The sequence below is a fragment of the Streptomyces diacarni genome, assembly GCF_003323715.1.
Taxonomy (GTDB): domain Bacteria; phylum Actinomycetota; class Actinomycetes; order Streptomycetales; family Streptomycetaceae; genus Streptomyces; species Streptomyces diacarni.
The window spans coordinates 339,122-361,055 of the sequence record NZ_QOIN01000042.1 but is presented as its reverse complement, the minus strand read 5'-3'; the positions used below and the strand labels follow the sequence as shown (position 1 = coordinate 361,055).

The following is a 21,934-nucleotide window of genomic DNA, read 5'->3' as shown; positions in this document are numbered from 1 at the left end:
GCGTGGGGGAGGCGGGGCACTCGGGCCGCGGAGGTGGAAGAACATGGGACCGTTGCTGCTCGTGCTGTTGCTCGCCCTGCTGCTGTTCGGCGCGGGGTTCGCGCTCAAGGCGCTGTGGTGGATCGCGGTGATCGTGCTCGTGGTCTGGCTGCTGGGCTTCGTCGTCCGGCCCACGACGGGAGGACGGCGCGGTCGCTGGTACCGCTGGTAGCGCCGCAGCCGGCCCGCACAGCGCAGAGGCCCGGCCCGCCGGGCACCGCCCCGCCAAACCGCCCCGTCCCGTCACCGGGGCGGGGCGGTCCAGCGGGGCGGGGGCGAAAAGGCACATCGCACGTATGACGCGTCGTAAGGTCGCGAACATGGATACAACCGCCCTTCTCGAGGATGCCTTCACGCGGGTGAACGGCGAGGTCCACGCCACGCTCGACGGCATCCGGAACACGTATCTGACCGAGCGGCTCGATCCGGGCGCGAACACCGTCGCCTGGCTGGTGTGGCATCTGACGCGGGTGCAGGACGACCACGTCGCGGACGCCGCGGGCAGCGAGCAGGTCTGGCACGCACAGGGGTTCGAGGAGCGGTTCGGGCTGCCCCTCGACGCGGACGACACGGGTTTCGGCCACTCGCCCGAGGACGTGGCGGCCGTCCGGGTGGATTCGCCGGAGCTTCTGGTCGCCTACCACGACGCGGTCCACCAGCGCACTTGCGCGTATCTGGGCACGTTGAGTTCCCAGTCGCTGGGCCGGATCGTCGACGACGCGTGGGACCCGCCGGTCTCCCTCGGGGTACGCCTCGTGAGCGTCATCGGCGACACGATGCAGCACGTCGGGCAGGCGGCTTTCCTGCGCGGCGTGCTGGAGCGTCGCGGCTGACCGCCGTATCCGGCCGCCGGCGGTGGAAGACCGCCGCGGCGGAAGGCACCGAGCGACAGACCAGAGAAGAACCGAGCGACAGACAAGAGCAGAGCCGAGCGACACACAAGAGCAGAAGAGAGGCGCGCCCCGTGATCCCCCAGCGCACCGCGACCAGCTCGACCCTCACCCTGCACGTCAACGACACCGCGCACACCGTCACCGTCGACCACCGCGCCACCCTGTTGGACGTGCTGCGTGAACACCTGGACCTCACCGGCAGCAAGAAGGGCTGCGACCACGGCCAGTGCGGCGCCTGCACGGTGCTGCTGGAGGGGCGCCGCGCCAACAGCTGCCTGCTGCTGGCGGTGGCCCACGACGGCGCGCATGTGACCACCGTCGAGGGGCTGGGCGACGAGGAGCGGCCGCACCCGCTCCAGCAGGCGTTCCACGAGCGGGACGCCTTCCAGTGCGGTTACTGCACGCCGGGGCAGATCGTCTCGGGTGTGGGCATGCTGTGCGAGGCGGCCGAGGGCCATCCGTCGCACGCGACGCCCGCCGAGGCGCTCGGCCACTCCACCGGGGCGCCGGCGCAGTTGGACCGCGACGAGATCCGCGAACGCATGAGCGGCAACATCTGCCGCTGCGGCGCCTATCCGCACATCGTCGAGGCGCTGGAGGACGTGGCCGCGGACGGCCTCCAGGCCCGGCAGGGCAGCGAGCGCGGCAGTGAGCGTGGCAGTGAGGTGTCGGCGTGAGGCCCTTCACCTTCGAGCGGGTCACCAGCCCCGAGCAGGCCGTCTCCGCGTTCGCCGCGCAGCCGCGCGCCCGCTATCTGGCGGGCGGCACCAACCTGGTGGACCTGATGAAGCTGGGCGTCGAGACGCCCGAGCATCTGATCGACGTCTCCAGGCTGCCGCTGGACGAGGTCGCCACGACCCAGGAGGGCGGCCTGCGGATCGGCGCGAACGTGCGCAACAGCGACCTGGCCGCGCATCCGGCGGTGTGCCGCACCTATCCGGCGCTCTCGCAGGCGCTGCTGGCCGGCGCGTCGGGGCAGCTGCGCAACCTGGCCACGACCGGCGGGAACTTCCTCCAGCGCACCCGCTGCCCCTACTTCCAGGACACTTCGGCGCCCTGCAACAAGCGCGAGCCCGGCACCGGCTGCTCGGCGCGCGACGGCGTCAACCGGGACATGGCCGTGCTGGGCCACTCGGAGCACTGCGTGGCCACGCATCCCTCCGACATGGCCGTGGCGATGGCCGCCTACGACGCCGAGGTCGAGGTGCTGGGCCCCGAGGGGGCGCGCACGGTGCCGGCCGCCGAGTTCCACCGGCTGCCCGGCGAGACCCCCGAGCAGGACACGGTGCTGCGCCCGGGGGAGCTGATCTCGCACGTGACGCTGGGGCCGCCGCCCGAGGGGGCGCGCGCCGCCTACCGCAAGGCGCGCGACCGTGCCTCGTACGCCTTCGCGCTGGCCTCCGCGGCCGCCGTACTGGCCGTGGACGAAGGAGGCACTGTCCGGCACGCCGCGCTGGCCTTCGGCGGGCTGGCGCACCGGCCGTGGCGGGCCCGCACCGCCGAGGAGGCGCTGATCGGCTCGCGGGCCGACGCCGAGAGCGTGGGGCGCGCCGTGGACGCGGAACTGGCGGCGGCACGGCCGCTGTCGGAGAACGCCTTCAAGGTGCCGTTGGCCCGCAGCCTGGCGGTCACCCTCTTCGCCCGGCTCGCCGAGAACCCGACCAGCCCCGCAGGGACGTGAGGACAATGGCCGTGACCGAGACCACCGAGGGTGTCCTGGGGGCGCCCGCACTGCGCCGCGAGGGCCGGGCCAAGGTCACCGGGACCGCCCGCTACGCCACCGAGCACACGCCGCCCGCCTGCGCCTACGGCTGGCCGGTGGCGGCGACCGTGGCGCACGGCCGGGTCACCGGCGTCGAGGACGGCGAGGCGCTGGCGATCCCCGGCGCGCTGGCCGTCCTCACCCACGAGAACGCGCCCCGCCTGGTCGAACCCGACGACCCCACGCTCTTCCTGCTGCAGAACGACCGGGTGCCGCACCGCGGCTGGTACGTGGCGCTGGCTGTCGCCGAGACGCTGGAGGCGGCGCGGGAGATGGCGCAGACCGTCCGCGTCGGCTACGACGAAGAGCCGCACGACGTGCTCGTCCGCGCCGACCACCCCGGCCTGTACCACCCGGAGTGGGCGAACGGGGGCTACCCGGGTGACCAGCACAGCGGCGACTTCGAGAGCGCGTACGCCGCGGCCTCGCACCAGCTCGACGCCACCTACGGCATCACCCCGCTGCACAACCACCCCATGGAGCCGCACGCCTCCACAGCACTGTGGGAGGCCGGGCACCTGATCGCCTACGACTCCAGCCAGGGCGCCAGCACGGTCTGCCAGGTGCTCGCCACGATGTTCGACCTCGAGGAGAAGCAGGTCACCGTCGTCGCGGAGCACGTCGGTGGCGGCTTCGGCTCCAAGGGCACCCCGCGTCCCCCCGTCGTCCTGGCGGCGATGGGCGCCCGGCACACCGGACGCCCCGTCAAGCTCGCGCTGCCGCGCCGCGAGATGCCCGCCGTCGTCGGGCACCGCGCCCCCACCGTCCAGCGGCTGCGGCTGGGCGCCCGCGACGACGGCACGCTCGCCGCCCTCCAGCACGACGTGGCCACCCACACCTCCACCCTCAAGGAGTTCGTGGAGCAGGCCGCCGTGCCCTCCCGCGTCATGTACGGCGCCGACGGCATCCGCACCGGGCACCGCGTCGTCCGGCTGGATGTGCCCACCCCGTCGTGGATGCGGGCGCCCGGCGAGGCCCCCGGCATGTACGCGCTGGAATGCGCCATGGACGAGCTGGCCCACTCCCTCGGCCTCGACCCGGTCGAGCTGCGGCTGCGCAACATTCCCGAGACCGAGCCCGAGAGCGGCAAGCCCTTCAGCAGCCACCACCTGGCCGACTGCCTGCGCGAGGGCGCGCGCCGCTTCGGCTGGGAGCGCCGCGACCCGCGCCCCGCGGCCCGGCGCGAGGGCGACCTGCTGCTGGGCACCGGCGTGGCCGCCTCCACCTACCCGGTGATCGTCGCCCCCTCCACGGCTTCGGTGCAGTCCATGGGCGACGGCACCTACCACGTGCGGATCAACGCCACCGACATCGGCACCGGAGCGCGCACCGTGCTGGCCCAGGTCGCGGCGCAGGAGCTGGGCGTCGCGCTGGACGCCGTGCGTATCGACGTCGGCAGCAGCGACCTGCCGCAGGCGCCGCTGGCCGGCGGCTCCTCCGGTACCGCCTCCTGGGGCTGGGCCGTGCACAAGGCGTGCCGCGAGCTGCGCGAGTCGGACGGCAGCATCGTCACCGTCGACACCACCTCGGACGTGGAGGGGCAGGAGGACTACGCGCGGCACGCCTTCGGCGCGCTCTTCGCCGAGGTCTCCGCCGACACGGTCACCGGCGAGGTGCGGGTACGCAGGATGCTCGGCGTCTTCGCGGCGGGCCGCATCCTCAACGCCCGCACGGCGCGCTCCCAGTTCATCGGGGGCATGACGATGGGCCTGGGCATGGCGCTGACCGAGCACAGCAGCCTCGACGCCCGGCTCGGCGGCTTCGTCCAGAAGGACCTGGCCGGCTACCACGTTCCCGCGAACGCGGACGTCCCCGACCTCGACGCGCACTGGATCGAGGAGCACGATCCGCACCTCAACCCGGTCGGCGGCAAGGGCATCGGCGAGATCGGCATCGTCGGCACCCCCGCCGCGATCGCCAACGCCGTCCACCACGCCACGGGACAGCGCCTGCGCGACCTTCCGCTGACGCCGGACCGGGTGGGGGTGCTCGGCTGACGCGGGGTTTCCGAGCCCGACGTGGGGCCGGCGACCACGGCTGTTGACCGACCCGGCTCCCGACCGCGCCTCGCGGTCGGGAGCCGTCGTCCGTGGGCGCGGCGCCCCGGGTCACGACCCGCGCGGGGCCAGGGTGCTCACCTGCTCGTGCGAGGTGAGGAACGGCGCCGTCGTGTTGACCCGCGAGTAGCCCTGTGCGAAGCCGTCGTCGGAGTACAGCTCGGCCCAGCTGAGCGAGACGTCGACGTCGTGCTCCTTCGCGATGGCCTCCAGGATCTTCTCGTTCTGCTGCACGTCCCTGCGGGACATCTCGTCGTACAGCCGGCCCGCCGCGTCGGCCTTCTCGATGGTCTCGTCGAACGAGAGGTACTCGCGGTCGAAGTCGTTGGCCCACGCGCCCTCGGCCCCGATGATCATGCTGGAGACGGTCACCGCCGCGACGGGGTTGGGCGCGAACCGCGACATCGCGGAGGCGCCCGCGACCACCGTCCCGAAGCCGCCGTTGGCCCACAGGCGCTTGCTGAGGATCGCGCCGTCGAACTCCTTCATCTCGCGGACGGCGTCGCCGATGGTCGCCTCCTGCCGTCCGATGGCCATCGTGCCGGCGACCTCGCCGGAGGTCCGCAGAATCTCCTCCACCGTGTTCTCTCTGCCGGCCTGGTACTTCTCGGCCGCCGGAAGGTCACCCGCCAGGTGGTGTTCGAGTACGTGCTGCGTGTAGAGCTTCTGACCGCCGTACAGCGCCGCGTTCGCCTCGGGGTTCTGCCCCAGCTGGACGAGGAAGCGGGTCGCGTCGGCGTGCGTCATCTCGGCCTGGTGCCCGCGCATCGGGAAGAGTGTGTCGTCACCGCTGCCGTCCTTGATGGCGCGGAAGAGGTCCGGCGTGTACTCGGCCGCCGCCCTTCCGAGGTACTCGTGCATGCCGGGCTGCAACGCGAAGTCGTCCTTGATGTCCGCGGTGCCCTTGATGATGCGGCTCATCAGTTCGGCCTGGTCCCCGGTGTGCGCGGGCAGCCGGTCGGGCAGCGGCTGCTCGTAGTCGTGCCCGGTCGTCGCCGACGCCAGAGCGTGGGACAGCGCCTGGACACCGCCCTTGACGCCTTTCAGATCGCCCGTCTCGGCGACCTCGCCGTCCCTGGGCCACTCCCGCTGCGAGGTCAGATAGTCGAAGTTCCCCTCGTCCTTGAAGAACTCCGTGGACGCCTCCGGATTGTGCCCCAGAGCCTCCATGAAACCGGTGAGCGGATCCTCTCCCGCGTCGTTCTCCGGGCCGAAGTTGAGGAACGCCGCGTCGGACAGACCGCCGCTGATCCACTTGCTGGGCGGATCGTTGCGGTGGTTCCTGAGCGCGTCCTCCTTGTCCAGCTTGATGATCTTGTCGCCGTAGTCGTGCAGAAAATCCGTGTCCCACTTCCCCGTGCGCATCAGATTGCTGAGCACCTGCGTGTTGTAGGGGCCCGGATTGCCGCCGATCCTGCCCTTCGCCTCCTCGGCGTGGATGCGCTCGGTGCTCAGCTCCAGCATGTCCTTCTTCCAGGCCCGCATACCGTCGGAGTCGGACTGGCTGGCCAGCCCGAGAATCACCCCGAGATTGTCCTGGAGCCCGGCCCGGCGTGCGTTCTCCGCCTTGCTGCGCTCGACCCGCACGCTGCCCGCCGCGCCGTTCCGCCGCGTCTCTGGCTCGGCCATCCCGAGCCAGAAGTCGAGCGTTCCCTGCGGGCCCATCTTCAGGGCGAACTTCTCGGCGAAGTCCGGATTCCGCGCGTTCTTGGCGAGAAGACCGTTGAGGCGGGTCAACTCCTTCTCGCTCATGTCGGTGCCCTTGTCCTTCGCGAGGTCGAGCGCCGCGTCGAGGTCCTTCTTCGTCTCGGCGTCCACGTCCCCCAGATGGCCCGCGATGTCGTCGTTGAAGCCCTTGCCCGGCGGATCGATCCGCAGGGCCGTCAGCAGGTCGTGGTCGGCGTCGCTGGCGCTGCGGATGGCGGCGAGGATGCGGTGGTTGTAGTCGGCGATCGTCTCGTGGTACGCCTTCTGCAGACCCGGGGAGGTCTTCATGTCGTCCGGCGGGTCGAGATAGACGACGCCTTCCTTCTCGTTGACCCTGAGGTAGTTCTCGCCCTGTTCCGGCTTGGTGCGCACCGCCTTGTCGATGCGCCGGATCTCGTCCCGCGCGTCCTCGAACTTCGTGAGCGCCTCGGACATCACGGTGCCGATCTTCCGGGCCTGCCCCGAGGCTTCGGCCATCTGGTTCCGGATGTTCCGGAACTTCTTGAAGGCGGCATCGGCCGTCTCCCCGTACCAGCCGGACTGCTCCAGCGGAGAGGAGACCGTACGGCCGAAGGTGGTCGACACCTCGTCCATCTTTCCGGGCAACTTCTGCCACTTCTTCACGGCTTCCCGGAGCGGTTCGAGATTCACGTCGCGGATCGCGGTGTAGGCGAGATAGGGGGTGGTCATCACCGCGCTCCTATGAGGTGGGTTCCGGCGTGACGGGCGGCAGAGCGGGACCCTGCGCACCAGGGGCCGGAACGCCGGACTTCGACGTGGGAGGCGGGGAGACGAAGGGGCCGTACATCGGCTTCTCCGCCCCGTTCACGAACGGCCCGTACACCGGGCCCCTGTTGAGGCCCTGCCCGTCGGGGACGGCCTTGTCGATCTCCGCCTTGCGCCGCACGTCCTCCGCCTTGAACGTCTTGGCCGCCGCACGCAGCGCCTTGGCGACCCCCGTGTAGAGGCCGTCCAGATAGCGCATCTGGCCGCGCCACATCTCCTGGAAATCCTTGAATGCCTCATCGCTGGCGAAGCCCTTCATGGAACCGGGGACCTGCTCCGTCTCCGCCATCGTCTCGTTGTCCGTCTTCTGGAAGTCGTCGCTCACCTTCTCGGCCTTGCCCGCGAAAGTGCGCAGCACATGCGGCGTGACGTGCAGACCCTTTCCCGAGCCCTGACCCCCACCGTTTCCCCCGCCCGGCCCCTGCTCCGGTGACGGCGCGTGATTGAGTCGCATGGAAGTCGACTGACCCGCCCGGGCGTTGGCCACCAGCCCCGCCCACTCCTCGCCGAACGACATGAATCCCCGCTTTCGCCGGTGAACGTCTCCGACCTTTCTGGGAACCTACAAGACAAGCGGAGGAAACAGCTATCAACGTGCAGTGAGAAGCGGGGCGTTGAGACCTCTGGCGCGGGGCCGCGGCCCGCAGCGTGGAGGCCGCAGCCGTGGGGGCCTGCGGCCGTGCGGCCTGCCGACGCGGTGCCTGCCGACGCGGTGCTTGCCGACGCGGTGCCTGCCGGCGTGGGGCCTGCCGATGCGGGCGCACCGCTCCTGCGGGGCCCGGGGTCCACCGCCGTGGGGCCCTCGGGCCGCCGCCGGCGAGGTGGCCGACGCCACGGGTCCGCTCCGCCGTGCCTCGGCCGGCACGCCCGCATCGACGCGTACGCCCGACTCCCGCGCCGCCGAGCCGCGCCCTCCGCGCCACCCGCGCCGCCGAGCCGCGCCCTCCGCGCTACCGGCGGGGCCGAGCCGCGCCCTCCGCGCTACCGGCGGGGCCGAGCCGCGCCCTCCGCGCCACCGGAGGGGCCCAGCCGCCGCGCGGACAGTGCGCCTCGGGCGGCAGCTTCGCGGCGCGCCGCCCGCGCCCTGTGACGTCCCCCCTCAGGTGCTCCCGCTCTCGTCCTGGGCCGGCTCCGGTCACCACCGGCCCGCTCTCACCGTTCGCGATGAACGGGACCGCCCTCGATGTGACAACCGGTCCCCGGGGGCCCGGGCCGCGCCCGCGCGGGGTGCCGTCCGTCCTCCTACGCTGGAGGCGGAGGACGCGTCGCCTATCAGCGAGGTGTGACAGCGATGCCCGAGCTTCCCGACGTCGAAGGCTTCCGCAAGGTGCTGGCCGGCTGTGCGCGGGGCCGGACGATCGAACAGGTCGACGTGCGGGACGCGGGGGTGCTCCACGGCGTCGGCGCGGGGCGGCTGAGCCGCGACCTGGAGGGGCGCAGGTTCACCGAGCTTGAGCGGCACGGCAAGTGGCTGCTGGCCCATACCGGCGGGCCGACCGTCCAGTTCCACTTCGGCATGACCGGGCGGCTGGTGTGCGCCCACGCCGACGACGCTCCGCACGCACACGATCGTGTGCTGTTCACCCTCGCCGGCTCCCGGCAGCTGCGCTACCGCGACCAGCGCAAGCTCAAGGGCTTGTGGCTCGCCGGCGACCCGGAGGCCGCCCGCCTCCTCGACGAGCAGGGCCCCGACGCGCTCGCGGTCTCCCGCGCCGACTTCGACGCGGCGCTCACCGGACGTCGCGGTCGGCTGAAGGCCGCCCTGACCGACCAGTCGCTCCTCGCCGGTCTCGGCAACCTGCTGGCGGACGAGATCCTGTGGCAGTCCAGGCTCCATCCCTCCCGCTCCACCGGCTCCCTCACCGACGGCGAGCGCGCGGAGCTGTACCGCACGATGCGCCGGGTGCTGCGCACCTCGGTGCGTGCCGCGCAGGTTCCGCCGCGCGACGACTGGCTGACCGGCCACCGCGATGCCCCGGACCCGGGGGCACCCTGCCCCCGTTGCGGCACGCGTCTGCGCGCGGGCCGCGCGGCGGGACGTACGACGTACTGGTGCCCGCACTGCCAGCCGGCCCCGGACTGAGCCGGCCCGGCCCGGACTGATCCCGTCCGGCCCGGACTGAGCCCGTCCCGGCCCGGTCCGGGCACCGGGGCCCGCCGCTCACCTTTTCCTCGCCTGCCATATCAGGAAGACAGGCTCCCTATTTGTATAGGTGTACAATACAAATAGATCGCCGTCGCGGCAGCGGACAGCAGCGGGGACGGGACGGCAGACGAGAACGGACGGAGGACGTGACCCGGATTGGCCTGGACGGCATCGCTCGCACACACCGTACGCAAGGGCTTCCACACGGAACGGGTCTTCGCCGACCCGTGGGCCATCGGCCGCGCCGTGCTCGCCGTCGCCATCTCAGCCGCCCTCGGCTGGGCGCGCGACGATCTCCTCGCCACCACGATGATGAGCGTCGGCGCCTTCATCTGCGGCATCGGCACCCTCCTCGCCCCTCTGCGGCACCGCCTCGTCAACGCGTCCGTGATGGCTCTCGCCTTCAGCGGCGCCACGGCGCTGGGCGTCTTCCTGCAGCCGACCAGCTGGTACTTCCTCATCGCCCTGTCCTTCGCCGCCTTCCTCGCCGGCCTGTGGCGCGCCCTGGGCGCCGCGCCCGGAATCCGCGCCTGCCTCGTCGTCATCGGCATGCTGATCACCGCCGACGTCTCGCCCGGTATCGGCGCGGGCCTGGAGATGGTCGAGTGGATCGCCGCCGGTTCGGGACTGGTCGTCCTCGTCCACCTGCTGCCGCCGTACGGCCGCCGCCACGCGGCGCAGCGCCGCAAGCTCGCCGACGTGTACGCGTCACTGGCCGACTACGCCCGCCGCGAGGGCGCCATGGCCACCCGCCGTACGGGCGGCGCCGTGGGCCCCGAGGGCGCCGCTGCGAGCGTCTCCCCGGCCCCCTTCTCCGCCGCCCGCACGGCACTCGGCCTCCTCCCGCCGCACGCCCGCCCCGCCGCCGCACCGCTGTTCGGGCTGCTCGGCGAGGCCGAACGTGTCCGCCGCGCCCTGTACGCGGCCCAAGGCGCCCGCGACGTGCCGTACGAAGCGCTGGCCGCCGCCCTCGACGCGCTCGCGCGCACCATCGCCGCCGGCCGCCACCCCCGGCCGGCGGCGAAGGACCCTGCCGTCGGCGCCCCCGCTCCTCCCGCCCTCCACGACTGGCAAGGGCCGCTCGCCGACACCCTGCGCGCCCGCCTCGCGGAAGCCCGACGGCTGGCCGCCCTCGCGGTGACGGACGCGCAGGGCGCCACCCGCCCGGACCCGGTGGCCGCCGCTGCGCGCGACGCGGTGGACCCGTCCGCCAACGGTTCGGCCCCGGTCGCGGCCCCCGCCCCGTCCTCCGCCGTCACCGTCGCCGCCGCGGCACCGCACGAGGAGATCCCCGCTCTCTACCGGCCCGAAGGGCTGGCCCGTGGCGGGCTCCGCCGGCTCACGGCGGAGCTCAGCCCGAGGCTGACGGGGGCGCCGCTGCTGCGGCACGCCCTCCGGGTCGGCATCGGTACCACCGTCGGAGAGGCGGCGGGCCGCGCCCTCGGGGACTTCTGGGGACACGGCCTGCCCGCGCACGGATTCTGGGCGGCACTGACCACGATGCTCGTCCTCTTCCCCGACTACCAGCACACGTTCGCGCGCGGATGGAGCCGCCCCGTCGGCTCCATCGCGGGAGGATTCCTCGCCTGGGGACTGCTCCAGTTCTCCTGGTCGCACGACGCGCTCGCGCTCGCCACCGTCGCCTTCGCCGCCGTGACGTTCGTCGTCCTGCGTACCGGCCAGCACACACTCAACCTCGTCCTGACGGCGTGGATCGTCTTCCTGCTGCACCAGATGGGGACGGCGCAGAACCTGGTGGCGTGGGGACGCCCCGCCGACACCGTGCTCGGCGCGGCCATCGCCCTGGCGATCTTCCTGGTGCTGCCCACCTGGCACCACCACCGCATTCCCGACCTGCTCGCACGCTGGCTGCGGACGCAGCAACGCCTGCTGCCCGCCCTGCTGACCGGCTACACGGACGCCGCCGCCACCGACAGGGCCACGCTGGAGCAGCTGCGCGGCGCCGCCCGCCGCGCCCGCGAGGAGCTGGAGTCCGCCATCGGCCACCTGCCCCACGAGCCGCGCGGCCACCGGGCCCGCTGGAGCGCCGCCGAGCTGAGGCGCATCACCTCGTCCGTCTTCGCCGTGACCCGCTGCACCGCACTGCTGAGAGAACACCTCCCGGCGGACAGCACCGAAACCGTCCCCGAACTCGCCGAGTTCGCCGCCCCGCTGCAAGGCCACCTCGCCGCGCTGGAGGAACTGGCGGCGAGCGGGAAGGCCGTACGCCCCGGGGAGCTGCGCGCGCTGTTCACCGCGCTGTCCGCGAAGAGCGGGCTCGCCTGGGTGGCCGACCCCGCCGCCCCCGGCACCGTCTCCATCCCCCGGGCCAGAGCGCTCGCCACCTGTCTGCGCACCGTCCTCGCCCTGGAGACGCTCACCGCGGACCTCACCCCGGGCCCCGTCCCGCCCAGCGGCCCCGAACGCGATCCCCGGGACGACGCACGTCGCCCCGGGGGACACACCGGTCGCCGCCGGGGCCACGCCCGCCACGCACGTCACGCGGCGCACGCCCCCGCGTGACGCCGCTCCCCTCTCTCCCCCCTCTCTCCGCTTGCTCCGACCGCTCAGCGGGTGCCGCCGTCCGGCAGCGCGGTGGGCGCCGCCGACGGCGGGCCCGCAGATCCCAGCAACCGCGCCATGGTCTCGGCGTCCCGCACCGCCGCGTCACCGCAGCAGTTGTTGAACAGGACGTGGACCTGCCCCGCGTGCTCGGCGAGTCCGCGCAACCGTGGCAGCCACGCCGCGAGTTCGTCCTCGCCGTACGCGTACCGGAAACGCTCCTCCTTGCTCCCGGTACCCCAGGCGGCGCTGCGCCCGTGGAACCGTACGACGGACAACCGGGACGAGGTGACGCACACCGCGGGCGGCACCGACGACGGCAACTCCTGGTTCATGTCGACGGCGACGGCGGTCATGCCGTACCGCTCCAGCAGCGCGGCCGTGCCGTCCCACCGCCCCTCCCGCCACCACGCGGGATGCCGGAACTCGACGGCGACGGGCCAGCCCTCCGTCCGCCGCGCCGTCGCCGCCAGGAACGCCTCGGCCCGCTCCCCGGGCCGAAACCACGGCGGAAACTGGAACAGCACACTCCCCAGCCGCCCCGCCCGCCGCAAGGGCGCGATCCCGTCGGCGAACCGCGCCCACACCTCCTCCAGCACCCCCGGATCGCGCGCATCGGCCGGCAGCCCGCCCGGCATCACCGCACTCCGCGTGGGATGCCCGGTGAGCAGCGAGAACGCCTTCACGTCGAACACGAACCCGTCCCGTGTCCGCTCCGCCCACAACCGGCTGTTCCGCTCGCCGGGCAGCGCGTAGTAGGTGGTGTCGGCCTCGACGAGCGGAAAGCGCTCGGCGTAGTACCGCAGCCGCCCCTCGGCGCCCCGCCGCCCCGGCGGATACCAACCACTCGCGACCAGCGCGCGATCGGCCCACGAGCACGTGCCCACAAGGATGTCGCCCATGCCGCCGCCGGTTACCCACCCGGCTCCCGGGCAGACCCGCCCCTTGCGTACCGGCCCCAGCGTCCACAACGTCACGACCCGCAACGGCGAGGACGGCGAGGGTGGCGAGGGTGGCGAAGACGGCGAGGGTGGCCGGGACGGAGAAGCCGAGCCGCCGCCGTGACGCTACGTTGATTGCGGTGCCTTGCGGTAGCGCGACGGCAGGCAGCACCGTGAAGGCACCACCCCGGACAACGGGACGGACGGACACACCGAACGGCTTCCGACGCGGCATGACCACCGCGCGCGTGTCGCGACAGCTCGCGAGGGTCGCGGTCGCTGTCGAAGGAGGTCGCCGATGTGCCCAGCCCCGTAGCCGGACAGCCGCGACGCGGACGCGGAACGGCACGTGTGCACCGCAGTACGCGGCCGCACCCGGACCGTCGAGCCCGTTGACTCCGCGTCACCGGCCGGCAGGTGGTACCTGCGGGAGAACACCTCGTGGGGGTCGGGACTGCGCGTCGCGTTCGGGATCCTGGACGCGCTCGCCACCCTGACGCAGCACGAGGCCCTCGCCTTGGTGGCGAGGGCTCTCCGCGCAGTGGTGTCTTCGATCGTCGACGCCGGACAGCACAGGCGATCGTGAGACCCGAGGCCCGGCCGTCGAGAGGCGGTCGGGCCGCACGACTCCAGGAAACTCCATACACGGGGAAGAGCCAAGAGGCGCCAACGTTTTCGCACCCGTCCGGCGGCACGAAACCGAGTTGCGTGCCGGGCGGCGGAGGTTGAGGAGGAAGACCGCACGTGGACGCTGCCGCGGCCCGATGCCACGCGTGTGGAACCGTGCTGCCCGCACCCGCCAGGGTGGGACGGCCCCGCCGCTACTGCTCCGACACGTGCCGCTCGGCCGCCCGCCGCACACGGCGCCGCGTACAGGAAGCGGGCACCGCCGTGTTCGCCGGGCCGTGCGCGACGCACGTCGCCGGCCACCCCTGCGGCCGCACAGCCCGCTTCGTCATCGTGCTGAACCGCCGCGAGACCCGGCTGTGCGACCCGTGCTACCAGGCGGCGCTCGACTTCCTGATCGGCCAGGGAGTCACCGCCCGCGACGTCGACACGATCCGGTTGACGGACGCGACGCGGTCCGCCCACCCGATCCGGTCGAACGACGCGAACACCACCCCGTCACCCACGGCTTCCCCCATGCCCGCCCTCACGCCCCGCTCCGTTCCCGCGGCCGTGCACGTCACCCCGGGCGGCGGCCCCCGCCGCCGCCCCCGCGCACTGCTGATCGAGGACGACGAAGCCCTCGTCGCGGCGCTGGAGGCGGCGCTGTCCCGCAGCGGCGGCTACCAGGTCAGTCACGCGTACGACGGCTCCACCGGCCTCCGGGAGGCGTACGCCCAACGCCCGGACATCGTTCTGCTCGACATCATGCTGCCGGGCATCGACGGCATCGAAGTGCTACGGCGCCTGCGCAGCGTCAGCGACATCCCGGTGATCTTCCTGACCGCGCGCGGCGACGACCAGGACCTCGTCATCGGACTCGCCGCCGGCGCGGACGACTACGTCGTCAAGCCGTGCAGCCCCAGGGAACTCCTGGCACGCATGGCACGGGTACTGCGCCGACACGGCGAAACGGCGCACGAGCAGGCCGTCTGGGAAGACGGCCTGCTCCGGCTCGACTCCCTCAGCCTGGAAGCCCACGCCGTCGGCCAACCGCTGGAACTGACCCCCATCGAGTTCCGCCTGCTGAACCTGCTGGTACGCAACGCCGGCGCGGTCCAGCCCTTCGGGCGCCTGCTGGCCGCGGCGTGGAACGACCCCGAAGCGACCGCTTTCTCGCGGGTGAAGTTCGCCGTCTCCCGGCTGCGCCGCAAACTCGACGCCACACCGCTGGGCGGCGACGCCATCGTCTCGGCCCGCGGCATCGGCTACTTCTACCGCTCCCCGTCCACCCCACGGCCACCCGCCGACACCGAAACCCCCCGCGGGGGCCACGGCCACGCCGGCCGCATCCTCGACATCCTCAACGACCGCGAGCGCGGAGGCGACCGCGAGCGCGAGCGCGGAGGCGACCGCGAGCGCGAAGGCGGAGGCGGGAGCGAGCGCGAAGGCGGAAGCGGTGCCGAAAGCGATAGCGGTAGCGCCCGCACCTGACGGCGACGAGCTGCACCCTCACCTCGAACTCGGGCAACCGCTACGCAGCTGGCCAGTTCTGCCGCAACAGGGACCACGGAGCCACGACGTCCCACGCCGGACCGCGCTACCGCTATTCGGGCCGCTCGACGCGTTGTTACGCCGTGTCTGTCCCCCCCCCACCGGCCACCAGGGACGACCGCGTTCCGCGCGACTCGCGGCGGCGTCTCCGAAGCCTCCCGGGGGCGACGTCAGGTGAGGGGAGCCGTGATGGCCGGCGAGAGCGAACCGCACGCACGGCTGCGGCTGGGGCACCACCTCGGGGACGCCGCCACCGCGTTCGTCGTCATCGGCGCACTCCTCTCCCTGCTCGGGGTACCGACTGTCGTGGTGTTCCCCGCATCCACAGGCCGCCCGGCAAGTCAGTGCCCGGAAAGCCGACCCCACCCTCTGCGACGAAACCGCCCCCCAGAAGGCGTCACCACACGGGTGTCGGATATCAGATCTTGGTGCCGCCGGTTTCGCAGACTTGGCGGGCTATCTCGCGGAGCTTGGTGTTCCGCTCCTGGGACAGGCGCCGCATGGCGGCGAAGGCGTCGTCTTCGGTGAGGTTGTGGCGTTCGATGAGGATGCCCATGGCCTGACCGATGGTATGGCGGGTGTCGAGGGCTTGGTGAAGCTGCGCGGCGTTGCGGGCGCTGGAGAGCGCGACGGCGGCGTGGGAGGCCAGCAGCCAGCCGGAGGTCTCGCTCGCGGCGCTGAAGGCGGCCGGCTGCCTGGCGTAGAGGTTGAGGGCCCCGAGCTCCTCGTCGTCGGTGTAGAGGAGAAAGCCCATCATGCTGCCGACGCCGAGTGCGCGGGCCTGGGCCGCGTAGCGCGGCCACCGGTCCTGGTAGACGGTCAGGTCCTCGATACGGAAGACGCGCTTCTCCCCGTCGTGCCGGGCGGCGTCGAAACACGGGCCTTCGCCCAGGCGCTCTTGCAGCGCGTCACTGCGCACGACGAGGTCCTCGGTGGGAGCCAGCGACTGGACCCGGCGGCCGTGCAGGATCAGGATGCCGGCAGCGTCGCACCCCTCGACGATCTCCACCGCGGAACCGGTGATGCGCTCCAGTGTCGCGTCGACCGAGTCCTGGGACAGCAGGTCACGGGCCATCGCTGCCATCCGGGTCGCGAAATTCTCCCAGCCCATGGTGTTCTCCTTCCCCGCCGCTGGGCCGCTGGGCCGCTGGGCCGCTGGGCCGCTGGGCCGCTGGGCCGCTGGAAGCGGCGCTTACCCGGGTTTGCGGGTGCTCATTCGCGGCGACGCGGCCCGGCGGCCAGGCGCCGGGGGTCCCGCGCCCCGACGCCTTGGAACCCCGCGCCCCGGGCCCCCACCCGGCACGACACCGCCCCGATGACGCGTCGGCCACGTCAAGGCGGGACCCACAGTCGGATCGGCGGCCGTGGGAATCCGTCCGGGAACGACTGACCACCGTGCCGAACCCCGTGCAGGTCAGAGCAGGCCGACTCAGTAGCGCGCGAGGCAGGACAGGACAGACGAGGGCTATCGCACGGTCCGTCAGCCTGTCCTCGTTGTCCTCACTGTCCTCACTGCCCCCACTGCCTTCCTGGGGAGCCTTGCCGACGGTGCCGTCACCGTCATCGTCGACGGTCTGGTCCGTCACTGTCGCCGGCGTCGGCCTTGACGACGTAGACCTCCCAGGGCTCGCGGCCGGGGCCGTGGACCCAGACCTTGTCCTGGAGGGCGTAGCAGCAGGTGGTGTCGTTCTCCTCGAAGGTGGCCAGTCCGGCCTCCTTCAACCTGTCGGTGGCGTTGGTGACCTGCTCGGTGTTCTCGACCTCGACGCCCAGGTGATCCAGACGGGTGTCCTGGCCGGCCTCGCCTTCGATGAGGACCAGTTTCAGCGGTGGCTCGGCGAGGGCGAAGTTGGCGTAGCCGGGGCGGCGCTTGGCGGGTTCGACGCCGAAGAGCTTGGAGTAGAAGGCCACCGATCCTTCCAGGTCAGGAACGTTCAGTGCGAGCTGGAGACGTGACATGGAAACCTTCCCGAACAGGTTGCATCGAGGGATGTCGATGAAGAGCTTGCGCCTCGGATCGAAGAACGTCAACATAGAAGCATGTCGAATCAGGAGCTCAGGGTGCTCGGCCGGGACGTCGAGGAATGTTGCCCGGCGCTGTTGACCGCCCCGCTGGCGGAGGACCAGGCCACGGAGCTGGCGAAGGTGTTCAAGGCTCTGGGCGACCCGATCCGGCTGCGCCTGCTGTCGATGATCGCTTCGCGCGCGGGCGGTGAGGTGTGCGTGTGCGACCTGACGCCGCACTTCGACCTGTCCCAGCCGACCGTGTCCCACCACCTCAAGTTGCTGCGGCAGGCCGGGCTCATCGACTGCGAGCGGCGCGGTACGTGGGTGCACTACCGGCTGATCCCCGAGATGACCGATCGCCTGGCCGGCATCCTCACCCGCCCTTCGGGTACCCCGCTTCCGGAGCGCGCCGAGGCCCGCTCATGACCGCCGAAGGCTCCGCTGACGGATCCGCCGAGGGGACCGTCGAGGTGTCCGCCGCCGGGTCCGTTGACGCGTCCGCTGGAGGGCCGGTGGCCGGGAAGCTGTCGTTCCTCGACCGGTGGCTGGCGGCGTGGATCCTGGGCGCGATGGCGACCGGTTTGGTCCTGGGGCGCCTCGTGCCCGGTATGGGAGACGCACTGGCCAAGGTGACCGTCGCCGGTGTCTCGCTGCCGATCGCGCTGGGACTGCTGACGATGATGTACCCGGTCCTGGCCAAGGTCCGCTACGACCGGTTGGAGACCGTCACCCGGGACCGCCGGCTCCTGCTCCCCTCCCTGTTGCTGAACTGGGTGCTCGGACCCGCGGTGATGTTCGCCCTCGCGTGGGCCTTCCTGCCGGACCTGCCCGAGTACCGCACGGGGCTGATCATCGTGGGGCTGGCCCGCTGCATCGCCATGGTCATCATCTGGAACGACCTGGCCTGCGGAAACCGTGAGGCCGCCGCCGTCCTCGTCGCGCTCAACAGCGTCTTCCAGGTGATCGCTTTCTCCGCGCTGGGCTGGTTCTACCTCTCCGTCCTCCCCGGCTGGCTCGGTCTGCCGCAGACGGCGCTCGACGTGTCGGTGTGGGAGATCGCCCGCAGTGTGCTGATCTTCCTCGGCATCCCGCTGCTCACCGGATACGCCACCCGGCGCCTGGGTGAGAAGGCCAGGGGGCGCGCCTGGTACGAGGCCGAGCTGGTCCCCCGCATCGGACCGTTCGCCTTGTACGGGCTGCTGTTCACCATCGTCGTCCTCTTCGCCCTGCAGGGGGAGGCGATCACCTCCACACCGCTGGACGTCGCCCGGATCGCGCTGCCCCTGCTGGTGTACTTCGCACTCATGTGGACCGGATCGATGGCCCTGGGGCGCGCGGTCGGTCTGGACTACCCGAAAGCGACGACGCTGGCCTTCACCGCGGCGGGAAACAACTTCGAGCTGGCCATCGCGGTCGCCATCGCCACCTTCGGCGCCACCAGCGGCCAGGCCCTCGCCGGAGTCGTCGGCCCCCTCATCGAGGTCCCCGTCCTCATCGGCCTCGTGCACGTCGCCCTCGCCGCCCGCCGCCACTTCCCCCAGTCGGACAACGGAACTCCCGCCGCCGCGCAGGAGGGCCCTACCCGTGTCTGAGCCTCACTCGAACCCGTCGGTGCTGTTCGCGTGCGTCCACGATTCGTGTGCGCCCACGATTCGTGTGCGTCCACGATTCGTGTGCGTCCACGACGGCGCATCCGCGGCCTGTCGGCCCACTCGGCGTCGAGGCCCGTGGCCCGGACATCCCCGGACATGACGGCCGCTGCGGGCGTACGCGTCGCGCCCCTGCCCCGAACACGCCGAACAGGTACTGACGAGCCGCCAACCCGGCATCGACGAGGACGACGCCACCTTCGCATTCCGCGTCAGGCGCCTCCGGCTCGGTGACCGGTGGGCGGCGGTCACTCCGCCCACCAGGGGACGACTGCCGACCGGGAAGGTCAGCGCCCCGTGTTCGGAAATGCAGCCTGTGTGCGGGAGTGCTCGGTGTCAGGAGAAGACGACCGAGCGCAGTTGCAGACGGTCACCCGCACCCTTTCCAGGCGGCAGGACGTAGGAGGCGCCTTCGCAGCCGGCGTTGACGAAGACCGTGGCGGTGGCGTCCGTGCGGTTCTTCGGTGCCCTGGAAGCGGAGCCGGGAGCGGACCCCGGCGCGGGGAGGTCGATGCACTTGCCGCTGTCCGGACGGTTCAGGAAACCGACGGCCTCGTACCCCTCCTCGGTGGTGTACGTGTAGCGGAACTGGCCGGTCGCGGCCGAGGCCGAGCCCGGCAGGGCCATGACGAGAACGAGAGCGCTGGCCGATGCACCGAGGGCCGCGGTGGCAGAACGAAGGAACATGGGAAAGGGACCTCTCGTGAAGAGCGATCTGGTCAACGCCAGCAATGCCCAGTCCTGTTCGTGCTACGCACAATGTCCCCCTAACGGACTTACCGTACGGATGTGTTCCAACATGTGCCCCCCGTAATCGCCGTCTGCTGGCGTGCCGCCATGGCCCTGCCCTGGCCACTCACACGCGTGGTTTCACTGACCCGCGTTCGTACGGCGGCCACGGCACGCGGCACACGGCCAAGCGGTTGCCGACCCCCCCTTGCGGAGTGCGTGAACAACCCGTCGAACGTGGCCGGTTACGCGAGGACGCTCTCCCCGATCAGCAGTCGGCACTGCCTGGCGCCCGCGGGGGGTCGGGCTGGGGCGCGATTGTTGCCGCTGGCGCGCCACCTCAGGCCTTTTGGGGACTCGGGTAATCACGGCGCTGGGGCGCCTCCTCGATCTCGCACACACGGAGAAGTCTCTGGTGCAGCCGAGTGGGACAGAGCTGGCGCATCGGCCTCGCCGACCATCGGGCCCGGGCCACGAACCCGCCCTGACAACAAACAACCCCCGGGCCTCTGGCCTGGGGGTTTGTCTCTGAGCGGGCGACGGGAATCGAACCCGCGCTCTGAGCTTGGGAAGCTCATGTTCTACCATTAAACTACGCCCGCGAGGAGCCGATGAGGGGTTGGCTCTTCGCGAGACAGTGTACCGCATGGGAGGCCCGGGCCGCATATGGCCTGGGCCTTTTTGCTGTTGGCCAGCTGCTGTCCACGCCCCCGGCAGGGGAGTTGAGGGGCGTACGGTGGTGGCGGAGTGCCGACGGTGAGGGCGTCGGACTCATCCCCTAACGTGGCTTTTGTCGTCCACGCATCCACGTAACTGGGGAGAGGGAAGCGATGGAAACCACCGTCGTCCGGTGTGCCGAGGGCCATGTGTTCAGCACCTCGACGTTCCCGATGCAGCATCTCGGATCCTCCCGGATCGGCCCTGGGCGGCTGTTGCGCTGCCCGCGCTGCGGGCGGTTGCGGCAGGCGGTTCCCGTGGGCCGGCAGCGCAAGGGATGAGCGGCTGACCGGTGAGGGGCCGACGGTGGCGGTCGGCGGTCGAGTGCCTGGTGGTGGTCGGCCGTGGCCGCCGTCCCGAGCCTCCCTCACGCCTCACGTGAGGGATCGGACGCTCGGGAGGGGTCCGCGAAGACGGAAGCGAGACGGAAGCAAGACGGAAGCAAGACGGGAGTGGAGGCGGGAGTGAGGTGCTCGCCGCCATCGGGGCCGGTCCGATTGGGCCGGCCCCGACTCGTGCGCGTAGTCTCGGCCCGTGCTTCTCTCAGACAAGGACATCCGGGCCGAGATCGACGCCGGCCGGGTGCGGATCGATCCGTACGATCCGGCCATGGTGCAGCCGTCCAGTATCGATGTGCGGCTGGACCGCTTCTTCCGGGTGTTCGAGAACCACCGCTATCCGCACATCGACCCGGCCGTCGAGCAGCGTGATCTCACGCGTGCGATCGAGGCCGAGGGGGACGAGCCGTTCATCCTGCACCCCGGGGAGTTCGTGCTGGCGTCCACGTACGAGGTGATCTCGCTTCCCGGCGATGTCGCCTCGCGGCTGGAGGGGAAGAGCTCGCTGGGCCGGCTCGGTCTGCTCACGCACTCGACCGCAGGGTTCATCGACCCGGGCTTTTCCGGGCACGTGACGCTGGAGCTGTCGAATGTGGCGACGCTTCCCATGAAGCTGTGGCCGGGGATGAAGATCGGCCAGCTGTGCATGTTCCGGCTGACGTCCCCGGCCGAGTTCCCGTACGGGTCGCCGCAGTACGGCTCCCGTTATCAGAACCAGCGCGGGCCGACGCCCTCCCGTTCGTACCAGAACTTCCACCGGACCCACGTCTGAGCGCCGGGTCCGACAGTGAGCAAGCAAGAGAGATTCCTGTGAGTGACGAGCGCGAGAACCTGACGTACAGCCTCTTCGGCCAGGCCATCCGGGAGCTGGCGCGCAGCGTGGCCGACGACGGGTACGAACCCGACATCATCCTCTCCATCGCCCGTGGTGGTCTCTTCGTGGCGGGCGGGCTCGGTTACGCGCTCGACGTGAAGAATCTCCATGTCATGAACGTGGAGTTTTATACCGGTGTGGGCGAAACGCTCGCTATGCCGGTGATGTTGCCGCCCGTTCCCAACATCGTCGATCTGAGCCGTAAGAAGGTGCTGATCGCCGACGACGTGGCCGACACCGGGAAGACTCTCAAGCTGGTGCAGGACTTCTGTGCGGAGCACGTGGCCGAGGCGCGCAGCGCGGTGATCTACGAGAAGTCGCAGTCGCTGGTGAAGTGCGACTACGTCTGGAAGCGTACCGATCAGTGGATCAACTTCCCGTGGTCGGTCGAGCCCCCGGTCGTCCACCGGGAGGGGCAGGTCCTCGACGCCTGAGAGCGGTGGGGCCGAACGGCACCCCTGAGCCGTACGGGTACCGGCACGGGCCGGGGCCGGTGCCGCGTCCTCGTCCCGTCCATCGGGACGAGGACGTTTGCGCGCTGCGTAGTGATCCCTGCACGGGTGGTTC

19 protein-coding genes and 1 tRNA gene are annotated in these 21,934 nt (G+C 71.6%); 13 read left to right on the top strand and 7 right to left on the bottom strand.

Annotated features, from left to right (window positions below; translation table 11 throughout):
• Positions 1–43 precede the first annotated feature (43 nt).
• The 5 genes from DTL70_RS14070 (at position 44) to DTL70_RS14050 (ending at position 4,691) form a co-directional block, all read left to right on the top strand.
• The gene (locus tag DTL70_RS14070; RefSeq protein WP_114016874.1) at positions 44–211 is read left to right on the top strand and encodes a DUF5670 family protein; all 168 of its coding nucleotides are present in this window, start codon (positions 44–46) and stop codon (positions 209–211) included.
• A 148-nt stretch (positions 212–359) separates the two neighbouring features.
• Positions 360–872: a mycothiol transferase gene (locus DTL70_RS14065; protein WP_114022228.1), complete on the top strand. Its 513-nt coding sequence runs from the start codon at positions 360–362 to the stop codon at positions 870–872.
• A gap of 131 nt (positions 873–1,003) precedes the next feature.
• Positions 1,004–1,609 (top strand): (2Fe-2S)-binding protein, encoded by a 606-nt coding sequence (locus DTL70_RS14060; RefSeq protein ID WP_114022227.1) that lies wholly within the window; start codon positions 1,004–1,006, stop codon positions 1,607–1,609.
• Positions 1,606–2,613, top strand: coding sequence for an FAD binding domain-containing protein (locus tag DTL70_RS14055; protein WP_114022226.1), 1,008 nt, complete (start codon positions 1,606–1,608; stop codon positions 2,611–2,613). The genes DTL70_RS14060 and DTL70_RS14055 overlap by 4 nt, the downstream gene beginning before the upstream one ends.
• Positions 2,614–2,618: 5 nt before the next feature.
• Positions 2,619–4,691, top strand: a complete 2,073-nt coding sequence (locus tag DTL70_RS14050; RefSeq protein WP_114022225.1) for a xanthine dehydrogenase family protein molybdopterin-binding subunit — start codon at positions 2,619–2,621, stop codon at positions 4,689–4,691.
• Positions 4,692–4,802: 111 nt separating this feature from the next.
• Here the strand turns inward: DTL70_RS14050 and DTL70_RS14045 are convergent, their stop codons facing one another.
• A complete protein-coding gene (locus tag DTL70_RS14045; RefSeq protein ID WP_114022224.1) occupies positions 4,803–7,148 on the bottom strand; it encodes a DUF6571 family protein in 2,346 nt (781 codons plus the stop codon).
• A gap of 10 nt (positions 7,149–7,158) precedes the next feature.
• A complete protein-coding gene (locus tag DTL70_RS14040) occupies positions 7,159–7,761 on the bottom strand; it encodes a WXG100 family type VII secretion target (protein ID WP_114022223.1) in 603 nt (200 codons plus the stop codon).
• 774 nt (positions 7,762–8,535) lie between these two features.
• Between DTL70_RS14040 and DTL70_RS14035 the strand changes: the two genes are divergently transcribed.
• Positions 8,536–9,327, top strand: a complete 792-nt coding sequence (locus tag DTL70_RS14035) for an Fpg/Nei family DNA glycosylase (RefSeq protein ID WP_114022222.1) — start codon at positions 8,536–8,538, stop codon at positions 9,325–9,327.
• A gap of 219 nt (positions 9,328–9,546) precedes the next feature.
• The gene (locus tag DTL70_RS34775; RefSeq protein WP_114022221.1) at positions 9,547–11,913 is read left to right on the top strand and encodes an FUSC family protein; all 2,367 of its coding nucleotides are present in this window, start codon (positions 9,547–9,549) and stop codon (positions 11,911–11,913) included.
• A 44-nt stretch (positions 11,914–11,957) separates the two neighbouring features.
• Here DTL70_RS34775 and DTL70_RS14025 read toward each other — a convergent pair whose 3' ends face one another.
• The gene (locus tag DTL70_RS14025) at positions 11,958–12,854 is read right to left on the bottom strand and encodes a DUF72 domain-containing protein (RefSeq protein WP_114022220.1); all 897 of its coding nucleotides are present in this window, start codon (positions 12,852–12,854) and stop codon (positions 11,958–11,960) included.
• On the opposite strand from DTL70_RS14025, the gene DTL70_RS33535 reads away from it, so the two are divergent.
• Entirely contained in the window at positions 12,853–13,017 is a 165-nt protein-coding gene (locus DTL70_RS33535; protein WP_181860920.1) for a hypothetical protein, read from the top strand. The genes DTL70_RS14025 and DTL70_RS33535 overlap by 2 nt on opposite strands.
• Before the next feature lie 659 nt (positions 13,018–13,676).
• A complete protein-coding gene (locus tag DTL70_RS14015) occupies positions 13,677–14,993 on the top strand; it encodes a response regulator transcription factor (RefSeq protein WP_220183615.1) in 1,317 nt (438 codons plus the stop codon).
• Between the two features lie 478 nt (positions 14,994–15,471).
• On the opposite strand, the gene DTL70_RS14010 is transcribed toward DTL70_RS14015, so the two are convergent.
• Positions 15,472–16,164 carry a GAF and ANTAR domain-containing protein gene (locus DTL70_RS14010; protein ID WP_114022218.1) on the bottom strand — a complete coding sequence of 231 codons (693 nt, stop codon included), beginning with the start codon at positions 16,162–16,164 and terminating at the stop codon, positions 15,472–15,474.
• Positions 16,165–16,613: 449 nt separating this feature from the next.
• Positions 16,614–17,012, bottom strand: coding sequence for an ArsI/CadI family heavy metal resistance metalloenzyme (locus DTL70_RS14005; protein WP_114022271.1), 399 nt, complete (start codon positions 17,010–17,012; stop codon positions 16,614–16,616).
• Positions 17,013–17,093: 81 nt separating this feature from the next.
• On the opposite strand from DTL70_RS14005, the gene DTL70_RS14000 reads away from it, so the two are divergent.
• Positions 17,094–17,486: an ArsR/SmtB family transcription factor gene (locus DTL70_RS14000; RefSeq protein ID WP_114022217.1), complete on the top strand. Its 393-nt coding sequence runs from the start codon at positions 17,094–17,096 to the stop codon at positions 17,484–17,486.
• On the top strand, positions 17,483–18,652 hold the full coding sequence (gene arsB, locus DTL70_RS13995; protein WP_114022216.1) for an ACR3 family arsenite efflux transporter: 1,170 nt from the start codon (positions 17,483–17,485) through the stop codon (positions 18,650–18,652). The genes DTL70_RS14000 and arsB overlap by 4 nt, the downstream gene beginning before the upstream one ends.
• Positions 18,653–19,045: 393 nt before the next feature.
• On the opposite strand, the gene DTL70_RS13990 is transcribed toward arsB, so the two are convergent.
• Together DTL70_RS13990 and DTL70_RS13985 are read right to left on the bottom strand one after the other, a co-directional pair.
• Positions 19,046–19,396, bottom strand: a complete 351-nt coding sequence (locus DTL70_RS13990; RefSeq protein ID WP_181860919.1) for a hypothetical protein — start codon at positions 19,394–19,396, stop codon at positions 19,046–19,048.
• 573 nt (positions 19,397–19,969) lie between these two features.
• Positions 19,970–20,040, bottom strand: a tRNA-Gly gene (locus DTL70_RS13985).
• Positions 20,041–20,689: 649 nt separating this feature from the next.
• Here DTL70_RS13985 and dcd point away from each other — a divergent pair.
• Both dcd and DTL70_RS13975 read left to right on the top strand, forming a co-directional pair.
• The gene (gene dcd / locus DTL70_RS13980; RefSeq protein WP_114022215.1) at positions 20,690–21,265 is read left to right on the top strand and encodes a dCTP deaminase; all 576 of its coding nucleotides are present in this window, start codon (positions 20,690–20,692) and stop codon (positions 21,263–21,265) included.
• A gap of 38 nt (positions 21,266–21,303) precedes the next feature.
• Positions 21,304–21,801, top strand: a complete 498-nt coding sequence (locus tag DTL70_RS13975) for a phosphoribosyltransferase (protein ID WP_114022214.1) — start codon at positions 21,304–21,306, stop codon at positions 21,799–21,801.
• Positions 21,802–21,934: the final 133 nt, after the last annotated feature.